This is a genomic window from Pseudomonas sp. 9.2(2024), from assembly GCF_039695385.1.
GTDB classification, from domain to species: Bacteria; Pseudomonadota; Gammaproteobacteria; order Pseudomonadales; family Pseudomonadaceae; genus Aquipseudomonas; species Aquipseudomonas paraglycinae.
This window is the reverse complement of sequence record NZ_CP155585.1, coordinates 14968-31351: the sequence shown is the minus strand read 5'-3', so window position 1 is coordinate 31351 and position 16384 is coordinate 14968. Positions and strand designations below refer to the sequence as shown.

Here is a 16384-nt window from a genome sequence, read left to right as displayed (position 1 = left end):
CTGATTTTTTGACCAGACTCTTCAACGCGCTGCAAGTGCCAATGTAAAGCCCTTGCAGCGGTTTTGGGAAGTGCTGTTTCAGCCCAGCAATTCCGCCAGCAATTTGCCGAAACGCACTTGTTGGCGTTTCTGTTGCAGCTGATTGGCGCGGAAAATCGCTTTCAGATCGTCCAGCGCGTGGGCGAAATCATCGTTGATGATCAGGTAGTCGTACTCGACGTAGTGGCTCATCTCGCTGACCGCTTCACGCATCCGGCCGTCGATGATCTCGTCGCTGTCCTGGCCACGGTTGGTCAGGCGCTGGTGCAGGGCCTGCAGCGAAGGCGGCAGAATGAAGATCGAACGGGCCTGCGGCATCAGCTTGCGCACTTGCTCGGCGCCTTGCCAGTCGATCTCGAGAATCAGGTCGTGACCTTCGTCCAGGGTCTGCTGCAGGCGGCTTTGCGAGGTGCCGTAGAAGTTGCCGAAGACTTCGGCGCGTTCCAGGAAGTCGCCGTGCTCGCCCATCTTCACGAACTCTTCGCGGGTTACGAAGTGATAGTTCACGCCGTCCACTTCGCCCGGGCGCATGGCGCGGGTGGTGTGGGAAATCGAGACGCGGATTTCCGGGTTGGCGTCGGTCAGGGCCTTGACCAGGCTGCTCTTGCCCGCGCCCGAAGGGGCGGAAATGATGTACAGGGTGCCGGTGCTGTGGGTCATGTCGGGGGTAGCCTTACTCAATATTCTGCACTTGTTCGCGCATCTGCTCGATCAACACCTTGAGGTTGACCGCCGCCTGGGTGCTGCGCGGGTCGAAGGCCTTGGAGCCCAGTGTGTTGGCTTCGCGGTTGAGCTCCTGCATCAGGAAGTCCAGGCGCCGGCCGGCGGCACCGCCGGACTTGAGCACCCGGCGAACTTCGATGATGTGGGTGCTCAGGCGATCCAGTTCTTCGGCCACGTCGCTCTTTTGTGCGAGCATGACCATTTCCTGTTCCAGACGCTGCGGGTCCATCTCGGCCTTCATGTCGGCGAAACGGTCGAGGACTTTCTGGCGCTGGGTAGCGAGCATCTGCGGAACCAGTTCGCGCAGGGTCACCACGTCTTCCTCGATGGAGGTCAGGCGGTCGTTGATCAGGCGGGCCAGCTCCGCGCCTTCGCGTTCGCGGCCGGCCTTGAGGTCTTTCAGGCCTTGATTGAACAGAGCCAGCGCCTCGGCGTTCAACGCCTGCGGGTCGGTGGCGTCGGCGACCAGTACGCCCGGCCAGGCCAGCACTTCCAGCGGGTTCAGCGCGGCCGGGTTCTTGATCAGGCCGGCAACGGTTTCGGCCGCGGCGACCAGTTGCGCGGCGCGCTCGCGATCCACTTGCAGCGGCTTGCCGGTGCTTTCCTCGGTGAAACGCAGGGTGCATTCCAGTTTGCCGCGCGACAGGCCCTGGCGCAGGGCTTCGCGGACGGCGCCTTCGAGGTCGCGAAACGACTCCGGCAGGCGCAGGTGGGGTTCCAGGTAGCGGCTGTTGACCGAGCGCAGTTCCCAGCTCAGGGTGCCCTGAACGCCGGCTTTTTCGACGCGGGCGAAGGCGGTCATGCTGTGCACCATGGGGTGACCTCGCGATACAGATCGGCGCGAATGGAAGCTCCGCAGCTCGATATCAATGAATTTAAGCCGACTGGCAGCAAAGGCGCAGGATTGTAGCGCAGTGCGGCAGATGCGCCCAAACACACGGTGTGACAAAGGGCTGCAGGCCGTCGGCGAAGCGCGTTTCAGGGCCTTCGGTCGTCGGCCGGATTTTTTAACGAGTGCCCAGGCGCGGTGCGCGGCTCTATAATGCTCCGCAGTTTTCCGTCCCCAGTACAGGTATCTCCTATGAAACGTCCAAGTGGTCGCGCTGCCGATCAGCTCCGCTCGATCCGCATTACCCGCAACTACACCAAACACGCCGAGGGATCCGTACTGGTCGAATTCGGTGATACCAAAGTCATCTGCACCGTCAGCGTCGAAAACGGCGTGCCGCGTTTCCTTAAAGGCCAGGGCCAGGGTTGGCTGACCGCCGAATACGGCATGCTGCCGCGCGCCACTGGCGAGCGTAACCAGCGTGAAGCCAGCCGTGGCAAGCAGGGTGGTCGTACCCTGGAAATCCAGCGCCTGATCGGCCGTTCCCTGCGCGCTGCGCTGGACATGTCCAAGCTGGGCGACGTCACCCTGTACGTCGACTGCGACGTGATCCAGGCCGATGGCGGTACCCGCACCGCGTCGATCACCGGCGCCATGGTTGCGCTGGTCGATGCACTGAAAGTGATCAAGAAGCGCGGCGGCCTGAAAGGCGGCGACCCGCTCAAGCAAATGATCGGCGCCGTTTCCGTGGGCATGTACCAGGGCGAGCCGGTGCTGGATCTGGACTATCTTGAAGATTCCGCCGCCGAGACCGACCTCAACGTGGTGATGACCAGCACCGGTGGTTTCATCGAAGTGCAGGGCACTGCCGAAGGCGCCCCGTTCCAGCCTGAAGAGCTGAACGCGATGCTGGAACTGGCGAAGAAAGGCATGAACGAAATCTTCGAACTGCAAAAGGCTGCACTGGCCGACTGAGCAGGTTCGTAACCCGCAAGGAGGACGCAATGAGTGATGAGCAAGAGTTGCTGCCCAAACCGAGCCAGGAGGTTCGCCAATGGGCCATGTTTTGTCACTTGTCCGCCTTGCTGGGGATCTGGATTCCGTTCGGCACGCTGATCGGGCCGCTGGTTCTGTGGCAGATGAAGCGCGAGACCGATCCGTTCATCGACGCCCAGGGCAAGGAAGCGCTGAATTTTCAGATCACTGTGGCGATCGCTTCGATGATCTGCTTCGTGCTGATGCTGTTGCTCATCGGGTTCGTGCTGTTTGGCCTGCTGGCCATCGCGGCGCTGGTGTTGACGATTATCGGCGGGGTGAAAGCCAACGAAGGTTTCCCGTACCGTTATCCGTTCACCTGGCGGTTGATCAAATAACGAACGATCGCCCACAAAAAAACCGACAGTGATGTCGGTTTTTTTGTGTCTGCGAAAGGCCGCTTAGATGGTCAGCGTCCAGTCGTAGTCGACGATCAGCGGCGCATGCTGCGAGAACCGTGGCTGACGTGGCAGGCGTGCGCTGCGCACGAAGCGCCGCAGCCCTGGAGTCAGGATCTGGTAGTCGAAGCGCCAGCCCAGATTCAGCATCTCGGCCTGTTCGTTGTCCGGCCACCAGCTGTACTGGTCGCCTTCGCGGCTGACTTCGCGCAGGGCATCTACGTAGCCCATGTTGCCGACAATCTCGTCCATCCAGGCGCGTTCCGGCGCCAGGAAGCCCGGTGATTGCTGGCTGTCGCGCCAGTTTTTGATGTCGAGCTTCTGCTGCGCGACGTACAGCGAGCCACAATAAATGTACTCGCGACGTTTGCGCCGCTGTTTGTCCAGGTACTTGCCGAAGTCGTCCATGAGCTTGAACTTCTGGTTCAAGTCCTCATCGCCGTTCATCCCCGAAGGAAGCAGCAAGGTGGCAATACTGACTTTGTCGAAATCTGCTTGCAGGTAGCGCCCGTAGCGGTCGGCCGTCTCGAAACCGAGACCGCTGATGACAGCCTTCGGTTGCAACCGCGAATACAAAGCCACGCCGCCTTGGGCAGGGACTTCAGCATCGCAGGCATAAAGGAAGTAGCCATCCAGTTGGAAGGCTGGGTCGTCCAGTTCAAAGGCGGAGGCACGGGTGTCCTGCAGGCAGATGACGTCGGCATTCTGTGCCTGCAGCCAACTGAGCAAACCGCGCTCGACTGCAGCCTGAATACCATTGACGTTCACACTGATGATCCGCATAAATGGCCCCAAAAATCGCGTGCGTGTATGATACACGGCGTCAAGCTAATTAGCTAAATCCGTGGTATTTGGGGTTTTTTTCATGCAAGCGTATCAGCGCGATTTCATTCGTTTTGCCATCGATCGCGGCGTTTTGCGCTTCGGTGAGTTCACCCTGAAGTCCGGGCGCACCAGTCCTTACTTCTTCAATGCCGGCCTGTTCAACTCGGGTTCCGCGCTGGCGCAGCTGGGGCGTTTCTACGCCGCAGCCATCGCCGAGAGCGGCATTCCGTTCGACGTGCTGTTCGGCCCGGCCTACAAAGGCATCCCGCTGGCGGCAACCACTGCCGTGGCGCTGGCCGAACACCACAACCGTGATCTGCCATGGTGCTTCAACCGCAAGGAAGCCAAGGCCCACGGCGAAGGCGGCAGCCTGGTCGGCGCACCGCTGACCGGTGAAGTGCTGATCATTGACGACGTGATCACTGCCGGCACCGCGATCCGTGAAGTGATGCAGATCATCGCTTCCCAGGACGGCGCCAAGGCCGCCGGTGTGCTGATCGCCCTGAACCGTCAGGAGCGCGGCAACGGCGAGCTGTCGGCGATTCAGGAAGTCGAGCGTGATTTCGGTATCCCGGTCATCAGCATCGTGTCGCTGAACCAGGTGCTGGAATTCCTGGCTGACGATCCGCAGCTCAAGCAGCACCTGCCAGCCGTTGAAGCATACCGCGCCCAGTTCGGCGTCTGATCGCAGCTTCAGGCAAAAAAAGACCCCGCTCAGCCAGGCTGAGCGGGGTCTTTTTGTTTGCGCGAGCGCTTATGGACGCTTGCGATTGCTGATCAGCGTACCCACACCGGTGTCGGTGAAGATTTCCAGCAGGATCGCGTTCGGCACGCGACCGTCGATGATCAGCGAACTGCCAACGCCGCCCTGTACCGCTTCCAGCGCGCAGCGGATCTTCGGCAGCATGCCGCCGTAGATGGTGCCGTCGGCGATCAGGTCGTCGACCTGCTGGGTGCTCAGGCCGGTCAGTACGGTGCCCGACTTGTCCATCAGGCCGGCGATGTTGGTCAGCAGCATCAGCTTCTCGGCTTTCAGCGCTTCAGCAACCTTGCCGGCCACCAGGTCCGCGTTGATGTTGTACGACTCGCCGTTTTCACCCACACCGATCGGTGCGATCACCGGGATGAAGTTGCCTTTGACCAGCAGGTTCAGCAGTTCGGTGTTGATTCCGACCACTTCGCCCACATGGCCGATGTCGATGATTTCCGGCTGGGTCATCTCCGGGGTCTGGCGGGTGACGGTGAGCTTCTTCGCGCGAATCAGCCCGGCGTCTTTACCGGTCAGGCCGATGGCGCTGCCGCCGTGACGGTTGATCAGGTTGACGATGCTTTTGTTGACCTGACCGCCGAGGACCATTTCCACCACGTCCATGGTCGCGGCATCGGTGACGCGCATGCCGTCGACGAAATGGCTTTCGATCGACAGGCGTTTGAGCAGATCACCGATCTGCGGGCCACCGCCGTGCACGACCACCGGGTTGATGCCCACGGCCTTCATCAGCACGATGTCGCGGGCGAAGCCGGTTTTCAGCTCCTCGCTTTCCATCGCGTTGCCGCCGTATTTGATCACCAGGGTCTTGCCGACGTATCGGCGGATGTAAGGCAGCGCTTCGGACAGGACCTTGGCAGTGTTGGCGGCGGCATCGCGTTCGAGGGTCATTCAGGGCTCCGGGTGAATCAGCAATCAGAACGGTAGTTGGAGATCAGGTGCAACGCGTTTCAGTTGGGCATGGAACACAGCCTTGATGCGCTGCAGTTCCGCCTCGTCATCGGCCTCGAAGCGCAGCACCAGCACCGGTGTGGTGTTGGACGCGCGCACCAGGCCCCAGCCTTTGGCGTAGTCGACCCGCACGCCGTCAATGGTGGTCAGGTCGGCGCCTGGGCCCCACTGCGCATCGTGCAGTGCATCAATGATGCTGAATTTGCTCTCTTCGGTCACATGGATATTGATTTCCGGCGTGGAAATATCGTTCGGGAAGGTCGCGAACAGCTCCTCGGCCGAAGATTTTTCCTTGCTGAGGATTTCCAGCAGCCGTGCGGCGCTGTAAATGCCGTCGTCGAAACCGAACCAGCGTTCCTTGAAGAAAATGTGCCCGCTCATTTCGCCGGCCAGCAGTGCGCCGGACTGTTTCATTTTCTTTTTGATCAACGAGTGACCGGTCTTCCACATTAGCGGCCGACCGCCATATTCCTTGATCAGCGGGATCAGGCGACGGGTGCATTTGACGTCGAAGATGATTTCCGCGTCCGGGTTGCGCGCCACCACGTCACGGGCGAACAGCATCAGCAGACGGTCCGGAAAGACGATGGTGCCGGTGTTGGTCACCACACCGACGCGGTCGCCGTCACCGTCAAAGGCCAGGCCGATGTCAGCTTGGGTTTCCTTGACCTTGGCGATCAGGTCGACGAGGTTCTCAGGCTTGCCCGGATCCGGGTGATGGTTCGGGAAGTTGCCGTCGACTTCGCAGAACAGCGGGATGACTTCGCAGTTCAGCGCTTCGATCAATTGCGGGGCGATCACGCCGGCCGCGCCGTTGCCGCAATCCACCACGACTTTCAGGCGCCGGGCCAGTTTGATGTCCTGGACGATTTCGGTGTTGTAGCGGTCGAGGATCTCGACCTGGGTCACGCTGCCCGTGCCGCTGCTCAGGTTGCCGGTTTTGAGGCGCTCGTGCAGGGCCTGGATCTGTTCGTTGGCGAGGGTGTCGCCGGCGATCACGATCTTGAAGCCGTTGTAGTTCGACGGGTTGTGGCTGCCGGTGAGCATCACGCCGGATTTGCCGGCCAGCACATTGGCGGCGTAGTAGAGCGCCGGGGTCGGCACCAGGCCGACGTCGCTGACGTGGCAGCCGCTTTCGGCGATACCGCGGATCAGTTCGGCAACCAGTTCCGGGCCGGACAGGCGGCCGTCACGACCGACGGACACGTTCGGCTCGCCCTGGGCCAGGCTCTGGGAGCCGATGGCGCGGCCGATCCAGTAGGCGGTTTCGGCATTTAGGAATTCCGGCACGGTGCCGCGAATGTCGTAGGCGCGGAAGATGCTGTCGGGAAGCTTCGGGGCGACTTGGGCGGGGGTGCTCATCTGCGAAAATGCTCCATCTCGAAAGTGGCTGGACACACCGACGATTCATTCGACGGCAAGCTCAAACTGAAGGGTATGACGGCGGTTTTCACAGAGAGTTCGTGGTGTGAAAGGGCCATGACGCCTTGTACGGCGTGGCTTTGGCCTGTCAATGCCTTGATTTTCAGCGGTAAAGCTTGCAGATGATTCTGCGTATTTTTATGGCGAAGGAGCAGGCTCCCTCGCTATAAAGCCAATCACTTGCTGCCGGAATGGCCGAAACCGCCAGCGCCGCGTTCGGTTTCGACGAACTCTTCAACCATTTCGAAGTGCGCCTGAACCACCGGGACCAGCACCAGCTGCGCCAGGCGCTCGCCGACCGGCATGGTGAATTCGGTCTGGCCACGGTTCCAGCAGGAGACCATCAGCGGGCCCTGGTAGTCGGAGTCGATCAGGCCGACCAGATTGCCCAGCACGATGCCGTGCTTATGGCCCATGCCCGAGCGCGGCAGGATCAGCGCTGCGAGGTTCGGATCGCCGATGTAGACCGACAGACCGGTCGGAATCAGCACGGTTTCACCCGGTTTGATCACGATGTCCTCTTGCAGCATGGCGCGCAGGTCGAGGCCGGCGGAGCCCGGTGTGGCGTATTGCGGCAGCGGGAATTCGGTACCGATGCGTGGGTCGAGGATCTTGGCTTGCAAAGCGTGCATGTAAATTAAACCTGGTTCAGACGTTCGGCGATAAAAGTGACCAGTTGGCGAGCGATCTTGCTCTTGCTGGTCTGGGCGAAAACCGTGGCGTGCAGCGCACGGTCGATGACGCTGCAGGCGTTTTCTTCGCTGTTGAAACCGATGCTCGGGTTGGCGACGTCGTTGGCGACGATCAGATCGAGATTCTTGTCCTTCAGCTTGCGTGCAGCATAGTCGAGCAGGTGTTCGGTCTCGGCGGCGAAGCCGACACTGAACGGACGGTCGGGACGGGTCGCGATGGTGGCCAGGATGTCCGGGTTACGCACCATTTGCAGGACGAAGCCGTCGCCGCTCGTAGGGTCTTTCTTCAATTTTTGCGGGGCGACGACTTCCGGACGGTAGTCCGCGACCGCCGCCGAGGCGATGAAGATGTCGCAAGGGATCGCGGCTTCACACGCGGCGAGCATGTCGCGGGCGCTGACCACGTCGATGCGGGTGACGCGATCCGGCGTCGGCAAATGCACCGGGCCGCTGATCAGCGTGACGCGGGCGCCGGCTTCCACCGCCGCTTCCGCCAGGGCGAAACCCATTTTGCCGGAGCTGTGGTTGGTGATGTAGCGCACCGGGTCGATGTTTTCCTGGGTCGGGCCGGCGGTGATGACCACGTGCTTGCCGGTCAGCGCCTGACGCTGGAAACAGTCCGCCGCGAGCTGGGCCAGATCGGTGGCTTCCATCATGCGGCCCATGCCGACGTCGCCGCAGGCCTGGCTGCCGGAGGCCGGGCCGAAGGTCTTCAGGCCACGGCTTTCAAGGAGTTGCAGGTTGGCCTGGGTCGCCGGGTCGCGCCACATGGCCTGGTTCATGGCCGGGGCGACCGCGACGATGGCGTCGGTGGCCAGCACCAGCGTGGTCAGCAGATCGTTGGCGATGCCTTGGGCCAGACGGGCCAGCAGGTCGGCGGTGGCCGGGGCGATCAGCACCAGATCGGCCCATTTGGCCAGTTCGATGTGGCCCATCGCCGCTTCGGCGGCCGGGTCGAGCAGGTCCAGATGAACCGGGTGGCCGGACAGCGCCTGCATGGTCAGCGGGGTGATGAATTCGCTGCCGCCGCGGGTCATGACCACGCGCACTTCGGCGCCCTGGTCGATCAGGCGGCGCACAAGGTCGGCGCTCTTGTAGGCAGCAATGCCGCCGCCGACGCCCAGAACGATGCGTTTCCGATACAGCCGCTGCATAGGTCTGCCTTTACATTTCGTTGGTGACATACGTGGCGAAACCCTCTCCCCAGAGTGAATTCGCCCGCAAAAAAGATGGGCTACGATATCACAGCGACCGCTACGGAACAGCGGCGCCCACAGACAAGGAAGGTGTATGAGTATTCGCGATTGGCCGGCGGCGGAAAGGCCGCGGGAGAAGCTGTTGGAACAGGGCTCGGGAAGTCTTTCCGATGCCGAATTGCTGGCGATTTTTCTACGGACTGGCGTATCCGGTAAAAGCGCGGTGGATCTGGCGCGACACTTGTTGAGTCAGTTCGGCAGTCTGCGTGCATTGCTGGAGGCTGATCTCGGGGCGTTCAGCGAGCAATTGGGCCTGGGGCCGGCGAAGTTTGCCCAACTGCAAGCTGTGTTGGAGATGGGGCGGCGACATCTGGCCGAGCGCATGCGCCAGAAAACGGCGCTGGAGAATCCACAGGTGGTACGTGATTACCTCAAAGCCATGCTGCGCCACGAGCCGCACGAGGTGTTCGGTTGCCTGTTTCTCGACTCCAAACATCAGGTGCTGACCTTCGAGACGCTGTTTCGCGGCTCGATCGACAACACCGCCGTGCATCCCCGGGAAGTCGTGAAGCGTTCGCTGGCCAACAACGCGGCGGCGGTGATCCTGTGCCACAACCATCCGTCGGGGAACAGCGATCCGAGTCAGGCTGATCGATTATTGACCAAGCGCTTGCAGAAGGCTTTGGAGTTGGTCGATGTGCGGGTGCTCGATCACTTCATCGTTGGCGATGGCGAGCCGTTGTCGATGGCGGAGTGTGGCTGGATGTAGATCCGAGGGGAGAATGCAAAACCCTGTGGGAGCTGGCTTGCCAGCGATGACGGCGGCACATTCAGCACAATGTTGGCTGTCAGTCCGCTATCGCTGGCAAGCCAGCTCCAACAGGTTTTGTGTTGTGGCGGGTTATTTGAGGGTGACTTTGGAATAGTCTTGCCGACCGAACGGGGAGACCGAGTAACCCTGAACGTCCTTACGCGTCAGCGCATACGCCGTAGGATGCGCCAGCGGCAGCCACAACGCCTGCTGCTGGATCTGCGCCTGTGCCTGTTCGTAGAGCTTGGTGCGTACGCCTTGCTCGCTGGTGGTCTTGCCGGCGCTGATCAGTTTGTCCAGATCGGCATTGCAATAGCGGGCGAAGTTGGTGCCGGACTTCACCGCCGCGCAGGAAAACTGCGGGGTCAGGAAGTTGTCCGGGTCGCCGTTGTCGCCAGCCCAGCCCATGAACAGCAGGTCATGTTCGCCAGCCTTGGCGCGACGAATCAGCTCGCCCCATTCGATCACGCGGATTTCTGCCTGAATGCCGATTTCCGCCAGATCCGATTGCAGCAGTTGTGCGCCGAGGCTCGGATTCGGGTTCAGCAGGCTGCCGGACGGGCGGGTCCAGATGGTGGTCTGGAAACCGTCCTTCAATCCGGCCTTGGCCAGCAGGGCCTTGGCCTTGTTCACGTCGTGGGCGTAACCCGGCAGGTTCTTCGCGTAGCTCCAGGTGTTCGGCGGATATGGACCGTTGGCGGCTTCGGCGGTGTCTTCGAATACAGCCTTGAGGTAGTTGGCCTTGTCGAACGCGAGGTTGATCGCCTGGCGCACTTCCGGTTTGTCCAGCGGCGGATGCTGGCTGTTGATGCCAACGAATGCGGTCATGAACGCGTCAGTTTTTTCGACTTTCAGCGTCGGCTCCTGCTTCGCGGCCTGTACGTCCAGCGGTTTTGGCGACAGGGCAATCTGGCACTCGTTGCGCCGCAGCTTTTGCAGGCGCACGTTGGCGTCCGGAGTGATGGCGAAAATCAGTGGGTCCACCGCAGGCTTGCCACGGAAGTAGTCCGGGTTGGCCTTGTAGCGGATCGAGGCGTCTTTCTGGAACCGGGTGAACACGAACGGACCGGTGCCGACCGGCTGGCTGTTGAGCTTGTCGGTGGCATCGGCCTTCAGCAGCTTGTCGGCGTATTCAGCAGAATAAATGGAGGCGAAACCCATGCTCAGGGTCGCGAGGAACGTCGAGTCCGGGTGGTCGAGGGTGAAACGAACGGTCAGCGGATCCAGCGCGTCGATCTTCTTGATCAGGCTCGGCAGCTGCATCGACTGGGCGTGTGGGAAGCCGCTCTGGGCGACTTTGTGCCACGGGTTGGCCGGGTCGAGCATGCGGTCGAAGCTGAATTTGACGTCTTCGGCAGTCAGTTCGCGGGTCGGCTTGAAGTAGTCGGTGCTGTGGAACTTCACCTGCGGGTGCAGCTTGAACACGTAGGTAAGGCCGTCAGTGCTGACTTCCCAGCTGTCGGCCAGGCTAGGGACGACCTTGCCGCTGGCGGTGTCAAAGTCCACCAGGCGATTCATCAGCACGTCCGCCGAGGCGTTGGTGGTGGTCAACGAGTTGTATTGCACCACGTCGAACCCTTCGGGGCTGGCCTCGGTGCAGACGCTCAGGGCGGCGGCCTGGGCCAGTGGACTCAGTAACAGCGGGGCGAATAGCAGGGGGAGGGCAGCGAGGCGCATGGTCGGCTTCCTTTACAGATCGAAGGCCCATCTGCAAGTGCAGTCTGGAAAAGGTCTACCCTAGTGGTCGCGATTGCAAATGACTATCCCCTTTTTGCATTTTCGGGGCTGCGCGGCTGAGGATTTGTCGGAAGAGGCGATGGGAAAAGTCCCGATCGCGGGTATGATCGGTTTTCTTCGACGAATGGTAAAAATTGCCGGCAGCCTTTGCCCAAAGCGCTTTCAGCCGGAAAAAGCGGCTTTTTAGCCATTCTTTCCACACGGAAAGTTGTTGCTCCGTGGTCTTTCTGGTATAAAGCAGCGCTCTTTTCTAGGGGCCCGGTTCCTTCGCTTGTAGGTGTAGCCGGTAAGACCTCTAAAGAATCGCGGCGCCTGGCGCCACAATGACTAGAGATTAAGCGGCCAACCCATGCCGGGTTGGGCATGTGGTTTTAGAGGGCTGAGGCATGTCTAGAGTATGTCAAGTTACCGGTAAGGGTCCGGTGACTGGGAACAACATTTCCCACGCAAACAACAAAACCCGTCGTCGTTTCCTGCCGAACCTGCAGCATCACCGCTTCTGGGTTGAAGAAGAGAAACGTTTCGTACGCCTGCGCGTTTCCGCCAAAGGCATGCGTATCATCGACAAGCGTGGCATCAGCGTTGTGCTGGCCGAGCTGCGTCGCGACGGCAAGGTTTAAGGGAGCTAATCATGCGTGAATTGATTCGTTTGATCTCGAGCGCCGGTACTGGTCACTTCTACACTACCGACAAGAACAAGCGTACTACCCCGGATAAAATCGAGATCAAGAAATATGATCCGGTTGTCCGCAAGCACGTGATCTACAAGGAAGGCAAAATCAAGTAATTGATTTTTCCCGACTTACGAAAAAGGCCCGTATCTCACGATACGGGCCTTTTTTGTGCCTTCGATTATAGATTTGCCAGCCGTTTAGCCAAAGTTGAATGATTCGATATTGCCTGCCTCATTGACCCCGATGACTATACGCTCGCGATTCCACTCGCGACTCACCAGATCCCTGGGGCCAAACACTTGCATGCGCTCGGTCAACTCAGTGATGTAACGTTTGACGCTCGCTACGTAGCGGCTACCTACCAAATGCCTGATTCGTTGCTGGACCTGTTCGTTGGTCATTTTCTTTCATCCTTATGATTGAGTGACGAGTCCATCCGGACCACTCGATAATCCGCCTGGGCAGATTGCACGGTGCGGTACTCATGTATTTTTTGCTCAAGTTCCACACAAGCGCCAAGGGCCTGCACGATGCTGTGCAGACCCTTGGTACAGGCTTCAAACTTCGATCGTTATTGGAAGATTTCGAACCACACAATCTCGTCGTCACGAGTGACGATTTGTACGAGTTGATTTTTTTTCAAGAGATTGTCCGGACCAAGTCCCCGCTTTTCGACACGCAGTCCGGTCAGCTCATTGATGTAGGCTTTTACGGAGTCGACGTACGGCGTGCCGATCAGATGGTGAATTTGGTTAAAGATTTCTATGTGCAGCATGCTTGCATTTCCTTATGTGTGGTTGAAATGTCCTCATGGACGAGCCGATTTTCAATCCACCAACACTTGGGCGTGCATTACATAATTATTTTTTTTCTTCGAAAATCACGTACACCTTGCGGCAGGCTTCCAGCACTTCCCAGGTGCCACGGAAGCCGGCCGGAATCACAAAGCGGTCGCCGACACGCAGGGTCTTGGCATTGCCTTCACTGTCACGCAGCACCGATACGCCCTGCAGGATTTCGCAGTATTCGTGCTCGGTGTAATTCACCGTCCACTGACCTACCGCACCTTCCCACACGCCGACACCCATTTGCCCGCAAGGGCTGTCGTACTGATTGAACACCGCTTGCTCGGGATCACCCTTGAGCACTTTGGCCGGGTCCGGGCGATAGCGTTCGGCTTCGGTTGTGGTCAGGCTGATGTCGACGACGTTCTGGATGTTCATTGTTGTTTTCTCCCGTGATGACGGCGCGATGGCGTGAAAGGGCCAAAGTCTATGTTGATTAAATTGAACGCCGCAAGGCCGTATGGCGAGCTTATGTCAAATATATTGAAACAACCCCGGCCGCTGGTTTAGGGTGGCGGATGCCTTGGGCCGAAAAGCAGGCTGGCCGGGCAGTATTCCTGAGGACGACCGCGACGATCGCGGCGCTCGTATTGAACAAGAGGAGGACACTCGAATGACCACCCTGACTCGTGCCGACTGGGAACAACGCGCCCGCGACCTGAAGATCGAAGGCCGCGCCTACCTTAATGGCGAGTACACCGATGCCGTCTCCGGCGAGACCTTCGAGTGCATCAGTCCGGTCGATGGCCGTCTGCTGGGCAAGATTGCCAGCTGTGACGCCGCCGACGCTCAGCGCGCCGTGGAAAACGCCCGCGCCACGTTCAATTCCGGCGTCTGGTCGCGCCTGGCGCCGACCAAACGCAAAGCCACCATGATCCGTTTCGCCGGCCTGCTCAAGCAGCACGCCGAAGAACTGGCCCTGCTCGAAACCCTCGACATGGGCAAGCCGATCAGCGATTCGCTGTACATCGACGTGCCGGGCGCTGCGCAAGCCCTGAGCTGGAGCGGTGAGGCGATCGACAAGATCTACGACGAAGTCGCCGCTACGCCGCACGATCAACTGGGTCTGGTGACCCGTGAGCCAGTGGGCGTAGTTGGCGCTATCGTGCCGTGGAACTTCCCGCTGATGATGGCCTGCTGGAAACTCGGCCCGGCCCTGTCGACCGGCAACTCGGTGATCCTCAAGCCGTCGGAAAAATCCCCGCTGACCGCCATCCGCATTGCCGAACTGGCCGTTGAAGCCGGCATTCCGAAAGGCGTGCTGAACGTACTGCCAGGTTACGGCCACACTGTCGGCAAGGCGCTCGCTCTGCACAATGATGTCGACACTCTGGTGTTCACCGGTTCGACCAAGATCGCCAAGCAACTGATGATCTATTCCGGCGAATCGAACATGAAGCGCGTCTGGCTGGAAGCCGGCGGCAAGAGCCCGAACATCGTGTTTGCCGATGCTCCGGATCTGCAAGCCGCCGCCGAATCCGCCGCCAGCGCCATCGCCTTCAACCAGGGCGAAGTCTGCACCGCAGGTTCCCGTCTGCTGGTCGAGCGTTCGATCAAGGACAAGTTCCTGCCGATGGTGATCGAGGCGCTGAAAACCTGGAAGCCTGGCAACCCGCTGGATCCGGCCACCAACGTTGGCGCGCTGGTCGATACCCAACAGATGAACACCGTGCTGTCCTACATCGAGTCGGGACACACCGACGGCGCCAAACTGGTGGCCGGCGGCAAGCGCATTCTTCAGGAAACCGGTGGCACCTACGTCGAGCCGACGATTTTCGACGGCGTGAGCAACGCGATGAAGATTGCCCAGGAAGAGATCTTCGGCCCGGTGCTGTCGGTCATTGCGTTCGATACCGCTGAGGAAGCGATCAACATCGCCAACGACACGCCTTACGGCCTGGCGGCAGCGGTCTGGACTCAGGACATTTCCAAGGCGCACCTCACCGCCAAGGCCCTGCGTGCCGGCAGTGTGTGGGTCAACCAGTACGACGGCGGCGACATGACCGCACCGTTCGGCGGCTTCAAGCAGTCGGGCAACGGTCGCGACAAGTCGCTGCACGCCTTCGACAAATACACCGAGCTGAAGGCGACCTGGATCAAGCTGTAAATCGTTGACGGGAGCCTGAGTGAATCAGGCTCTCGAATCGAACAGAGATCCCTGTGGGAGCGAGCCTGCTCGCGATAGCGGTGTGACAGTCGACATCAATGTTGAATGTGACACCGCTATCGCGAGCAGGCTCGCTCCCACATTGGTTTTGTGTGAATAAAAATTATCCACAGGAGCGTGGACCATGCGTTGGGCGACTTATTTCGCCGTGTTGGCGTCTGTCTTGAGTGTTGGCCTGGCCCTCGGTGTCAGCATGCCGCTGGTGTCGTTGCGCCTGGAAGGTTGGGGCTACGGCTCGTTCGCCATTGGCGTGATGGCGGCGATGCCGGCCATTGGCGTGTTGCTGGGGGCGAAGATTTCCAGTCATCTGGCGGCGCGTTTCGGCACGGCGAACCTGATGCGCCTGTGCCTGTGGGCCGGGGCACTGTCCATCGGTCTGCTGGCGCTGCTGCCGAGCTACCCGATCTGGCTGGTGCTGCGGCTGATGATCGGGGTGATCCTGACCATCGTGTTCATCCTCGGCGAGAGCTGGATCAATCAACTGGTGGTCGAGCACTGGCGCGGTCGATTGGTGGCGCTGTATGGCAGCAGTTATGCGTTGAGCCAACTGTCTGGTCCGTTGCTGTTGGGCGCACTGGGCACCGATCACGATTACGGTTTCTGGGTGGGTGTCGGTCTGCTGATCGCTTCGCCGTTTCTGCTGCTGGGTCGCAGCGGCGCGCCAAGCAGCGAGGCCAGCAGCGTGACCTTCGGCGATTTGTGGGGCTTTGCGCGCGAACTGCCGGCCATCGCCTGGGCGGTGTCGCTGTTCGCCGCGTTCGAAGCGATGATCCTGACGTTGTTGCCGGTGTATTGCCTGCAACAGGGCTTCACCGCCGAAATTGCGCTGGCGATGGTCAGCACCGTGGTGGTGGGCGATGCGCTGCTGCAATTGCCCATCGGTGCGCTGGCCGACTACCTGTCGCGGCGGACTTTGTTCACCGGCTGCGCTGTGGTGTTGATGCTGTCGAGTCTGGCGATCCCGATGTTGCTGGACACCTTGCTGATCTGGCCGCTGTGGGTGCTGTTCGGCGCCAGTGCCGGTGGCTTGTTTACGCTTTCGCTGATTTTGATCGGCGAGCGCTACCGCGACGATGCGCTGGTGCGGGCAAATGCGCATGTTGCTCAGCTGTGGGGTGTCGGTTGTCTGATCGGGCCGTTGATGGCGGGGGCTGGCAGTCAGTGGATCAGCGGGCACGCATTGCCGTGGCTGATGGCGGCCGGGGCGTTCGGGCTGGTGATTCTGCTGTCGCGGCAAGGGGCGTTCGGCAAGGTGCCGGAGCCCGCCTGAT

General features: G+C 60.3%; 18 protein-coding genes and 1 pseudogene. 8 read left to right on the top strand and 11 right to left on the bottom strand.

The annotated features are described in order from the left end of the window. Positions 1-78 precede the first annotated feature (78 nt). The gene (gmk, locus tag ABFB52_RS00165) at positions 79-699 is read right to left on the bottom strand and encodes a guanylate kinase (RefSeq protein ID WP_003229498.1); all 621 of its coding nucleotides are present in this window, start codon (positions 697-699) and stop codon (positions 79-81) included. Between the two features lie 13 nt (positions 700-712). Next, on the bottom strand, positions 713-1576 hold the full coding sequence (locus tag ABFB52_RS00160) for a YicC/YloC family endoribonuclease (protein ID WP_007954440.1): 864 nt from the start codon (positions 1574-1576) through the stop codon (positions 713-715). Positions 1577-1843: 267 nt separating this feature from the next. On the opposite strand from ABFB52_RS00160, the gene rph reads away from it, so the two are divergent. Continuing rightward, entirely contained in the window at positions 1844-2566 is a 723-nt protein-coding gene (gene rph / locus ABFB52_RS00155) for a ribonuclease PH (RefSeq protein ID WP_003229494.1), read from the top strand. Between the two features lie 29 nt (positions 2567-2595). Continuing rightward, positions 2596-2964 (top strand): DUF4870 domain-containing protein, encoded by a 369-nt coding sequence (locus ABFB52_RS00150; protein WP_007954441.1) that lies wholly within the window; start codon positions 2596-2598, stop codon positions 2962-2964. Between the two features lie 63 nt (positions 2965-3027). Here ABFB52_RS00150 and ABFB52_RS00145 read toward each other — a convergent pair whose 3' ends face one another. Beyond that, entirely contained in the window at positions 3028-3807 is a 780-nt protein-coding gene (locus ABFB52_RS00145; protein ID WP_007920349.1) for an exodeoxyribonuclease III, read from the bottom strand. Between the two features lie 82 nt (positions 3808-3889). On the opposite strand from ABFB52_RS00145, the gene pyrE reads away from it, so the two are divergent. Then, positions 3890-4534 carry an orotate phosphoribosyltransferase gene (gene pyrE / locus ABFB52_RS00140; protein ID WP_007954442.1) on the top strand — a complete coding sequence of 215 codons (645 nt, stop codon included), beginning with the start codon at positions 3890-3892 and terminating at the stop codon, positions 4532-4534. A gap of 69 nt (positions 4535-4603) precedes the next feature. Here the strand turns inward: pyrE and argB are convergent, their stop codons facing one another. From argB to coaBC, 4 genes and pseudogenes are all read right to left on the bottom strand, one after another. Beyond that, positions 4604-5509, bottom strand: a complete 906-nt coding sequence (gene argB / locus ABFB52_RS00135) for an acetylglutamate kinase (RefSeq protein WP_007954443.1) — start codon at positions 5507-5509, stop codon at positions 4604-4606. Between the two features lie 24 nt (positions 5510-5533). After that, positions 5534-6910 (bottom strand): annotated as a pseudogene (locus ABFB52_RS00130) (phosphomannomutase/phosphoglucomutase); the annotation flags it as partial. Between the two features lie 257 nt (positions 6911-7167). Beyond that, a complete protein-coding gene (dut, locus tag ABFB52_RS00125; protein ID WP_129973036.1) occupies positions 7168-7623 on the bottom strand; it encodes a dUTP diphosphatase in 456 nt (151 codons plus the stop codon). Positions 7624-7628: 5 nt separating this feature from the next. After that, positions 7629-8837, bottom strand: coding sequence for a bifunctional phosphopantothenoylcysteine decarboxylase/phosphopantothenate--cysteine ligase CoaBC (coaBC, locus tag ABFB52_RS00120; RefSeq protein WP_085606127.1), 1209 nt, complete (start codon positions 8835-8837; stop codon positions 7629-7631). A gap of 136 nt (positions 8838-8973) precedes the next feature. Between coaBC and radC the strand changes: the two genes are divergently transcribed. Beyond that, entirely contained in the window at positions 8974-9648 is a 675-nt protein-coding gene (radC, locus tag ABFB52_RS00115) for a DNA repair protein RadC (RefSeq protein WP_129973035.1), read from the top strand. A 132-nt stretch (positions 9649-9780) separates the two neighbouring features. Here radC and ABFB52_RS00110 read toward each other — a convergent pair whose 3' ends face one another. Next, a complete protein-coding gene (locus ABFB52_RS00110) occupies positions 9781-11367 on the bottom strand; it encodes an ABC transporter substrate-binding protein (RefSeq protein WP_102685871.1) in 1587 nt (528 codons plus the stop codon). A gap of 446 nt (positions 11368-11813) precedes the next feature. Between ABFB52_RS00110 and rpmB the strand changes: the two genes are divergently transcribed. Together rpmB and rpmG are read left to right on the top strand one after the other, a co-directional pair. Then, positions 11814-12047 carry a 50S ribosomal protein L28 gene (gene rpmB, locus ABFB52_RS00105; RefSeq protein ID WP_003177273.1) on the top strand — a complete coding sequence of 78 codons (234 nt, stop codon included), beginning with the start codon at positions 11814-11816 and terminating at the stop codon, positions 12045-12047. Positions 12048-12058: 11 nt separating this feature from the next. Then, positions 12059-12214: a 50S ribosomal protein L33 gene (gene rpmG / locus ABFB52_RS00100; protein ID WP_003177274.1), complete on the top strand. Its 156-nt coding sequence runs from the start codon at positions 12059-12061 to the stop codon at positions 12212-12214. A gap of 84 nt (positions 12215-12298) precedes the next feature. On the opposite strand, the gene ABFB52_RS00095 is transcribed toward rpmG, so the two are convergent. The 3 genes from ABFB52_RS00095 to ABFB52_RS00085 form a co-directional block, all read right to left on the bottom strand. Further along, positions 12299-12502: an I78 family peptidase inhibitor gene (locus ABFB52_RS00095; RefSeq protein WP_129973034.1), complete on the bottom strand. Its 204-nt coding sequence runs from the start codon at positions 12500-12502 to the stop codon at positions 12299-12301. 170 nt (positions 12503-12672) lie between these two features. Further along, positions 12673-12876: a hypothetical protein gene (locus ABFB52_RS00090; RefSeq protein WP_129973033.1), complete on the bottom strand. Its 204-nt coding sequence runs from the start codon at positions 12874-12876 to the stop codon at positions 12673-12675. Positions 12877-12961: 85 nt separating this feature from the next. Beyond that, positions 12962-13324, bottom strand: coding sequence for a cupin domain-containing protein (locus ABFB52_RS00085; RefSeq protein ID WP_129973032.1), 363 nt, complete (start codon positions 13322-13324; stop codon positions 12962-12964). Between the two features lie 235 nt (positions 13325-13559). Here ABFB52_RS00085 and ABFB52_RS00080 point away from each other — a divergent pair, with 235 nt between their 5' ends. Together ABFB52_RS00080 and ABFB52_RS00075 are read left to right on the top strand one after the other, a co-directional pair. Then, positions 13560-15053, top strand: coding sequence for an aldehyde dehydrogenase (locus tag ABFB52_RS00080; protein ID WP_007954454.1), 1494 nt, complete (start codon positions 13560-13562; stop codon positions 15051-15053). A 184-nt stretch (positions 15054-15237) separates the two neighbouring features. Continuing rightward, positions 15238-16383 carry an MFS transporter gene (locus ABFB52_RS00075; RefSeq protein WP_007954456.1) on the top strand — a complete coding sequence of 382 codons (1146 nt, stop codon included), beginning with the start codon at positions 15238-15240 and terminating at the stop codon, positions 16381-16383. The last annotated feature ends 1 nt before the right edge of the window (position 16384 follow it).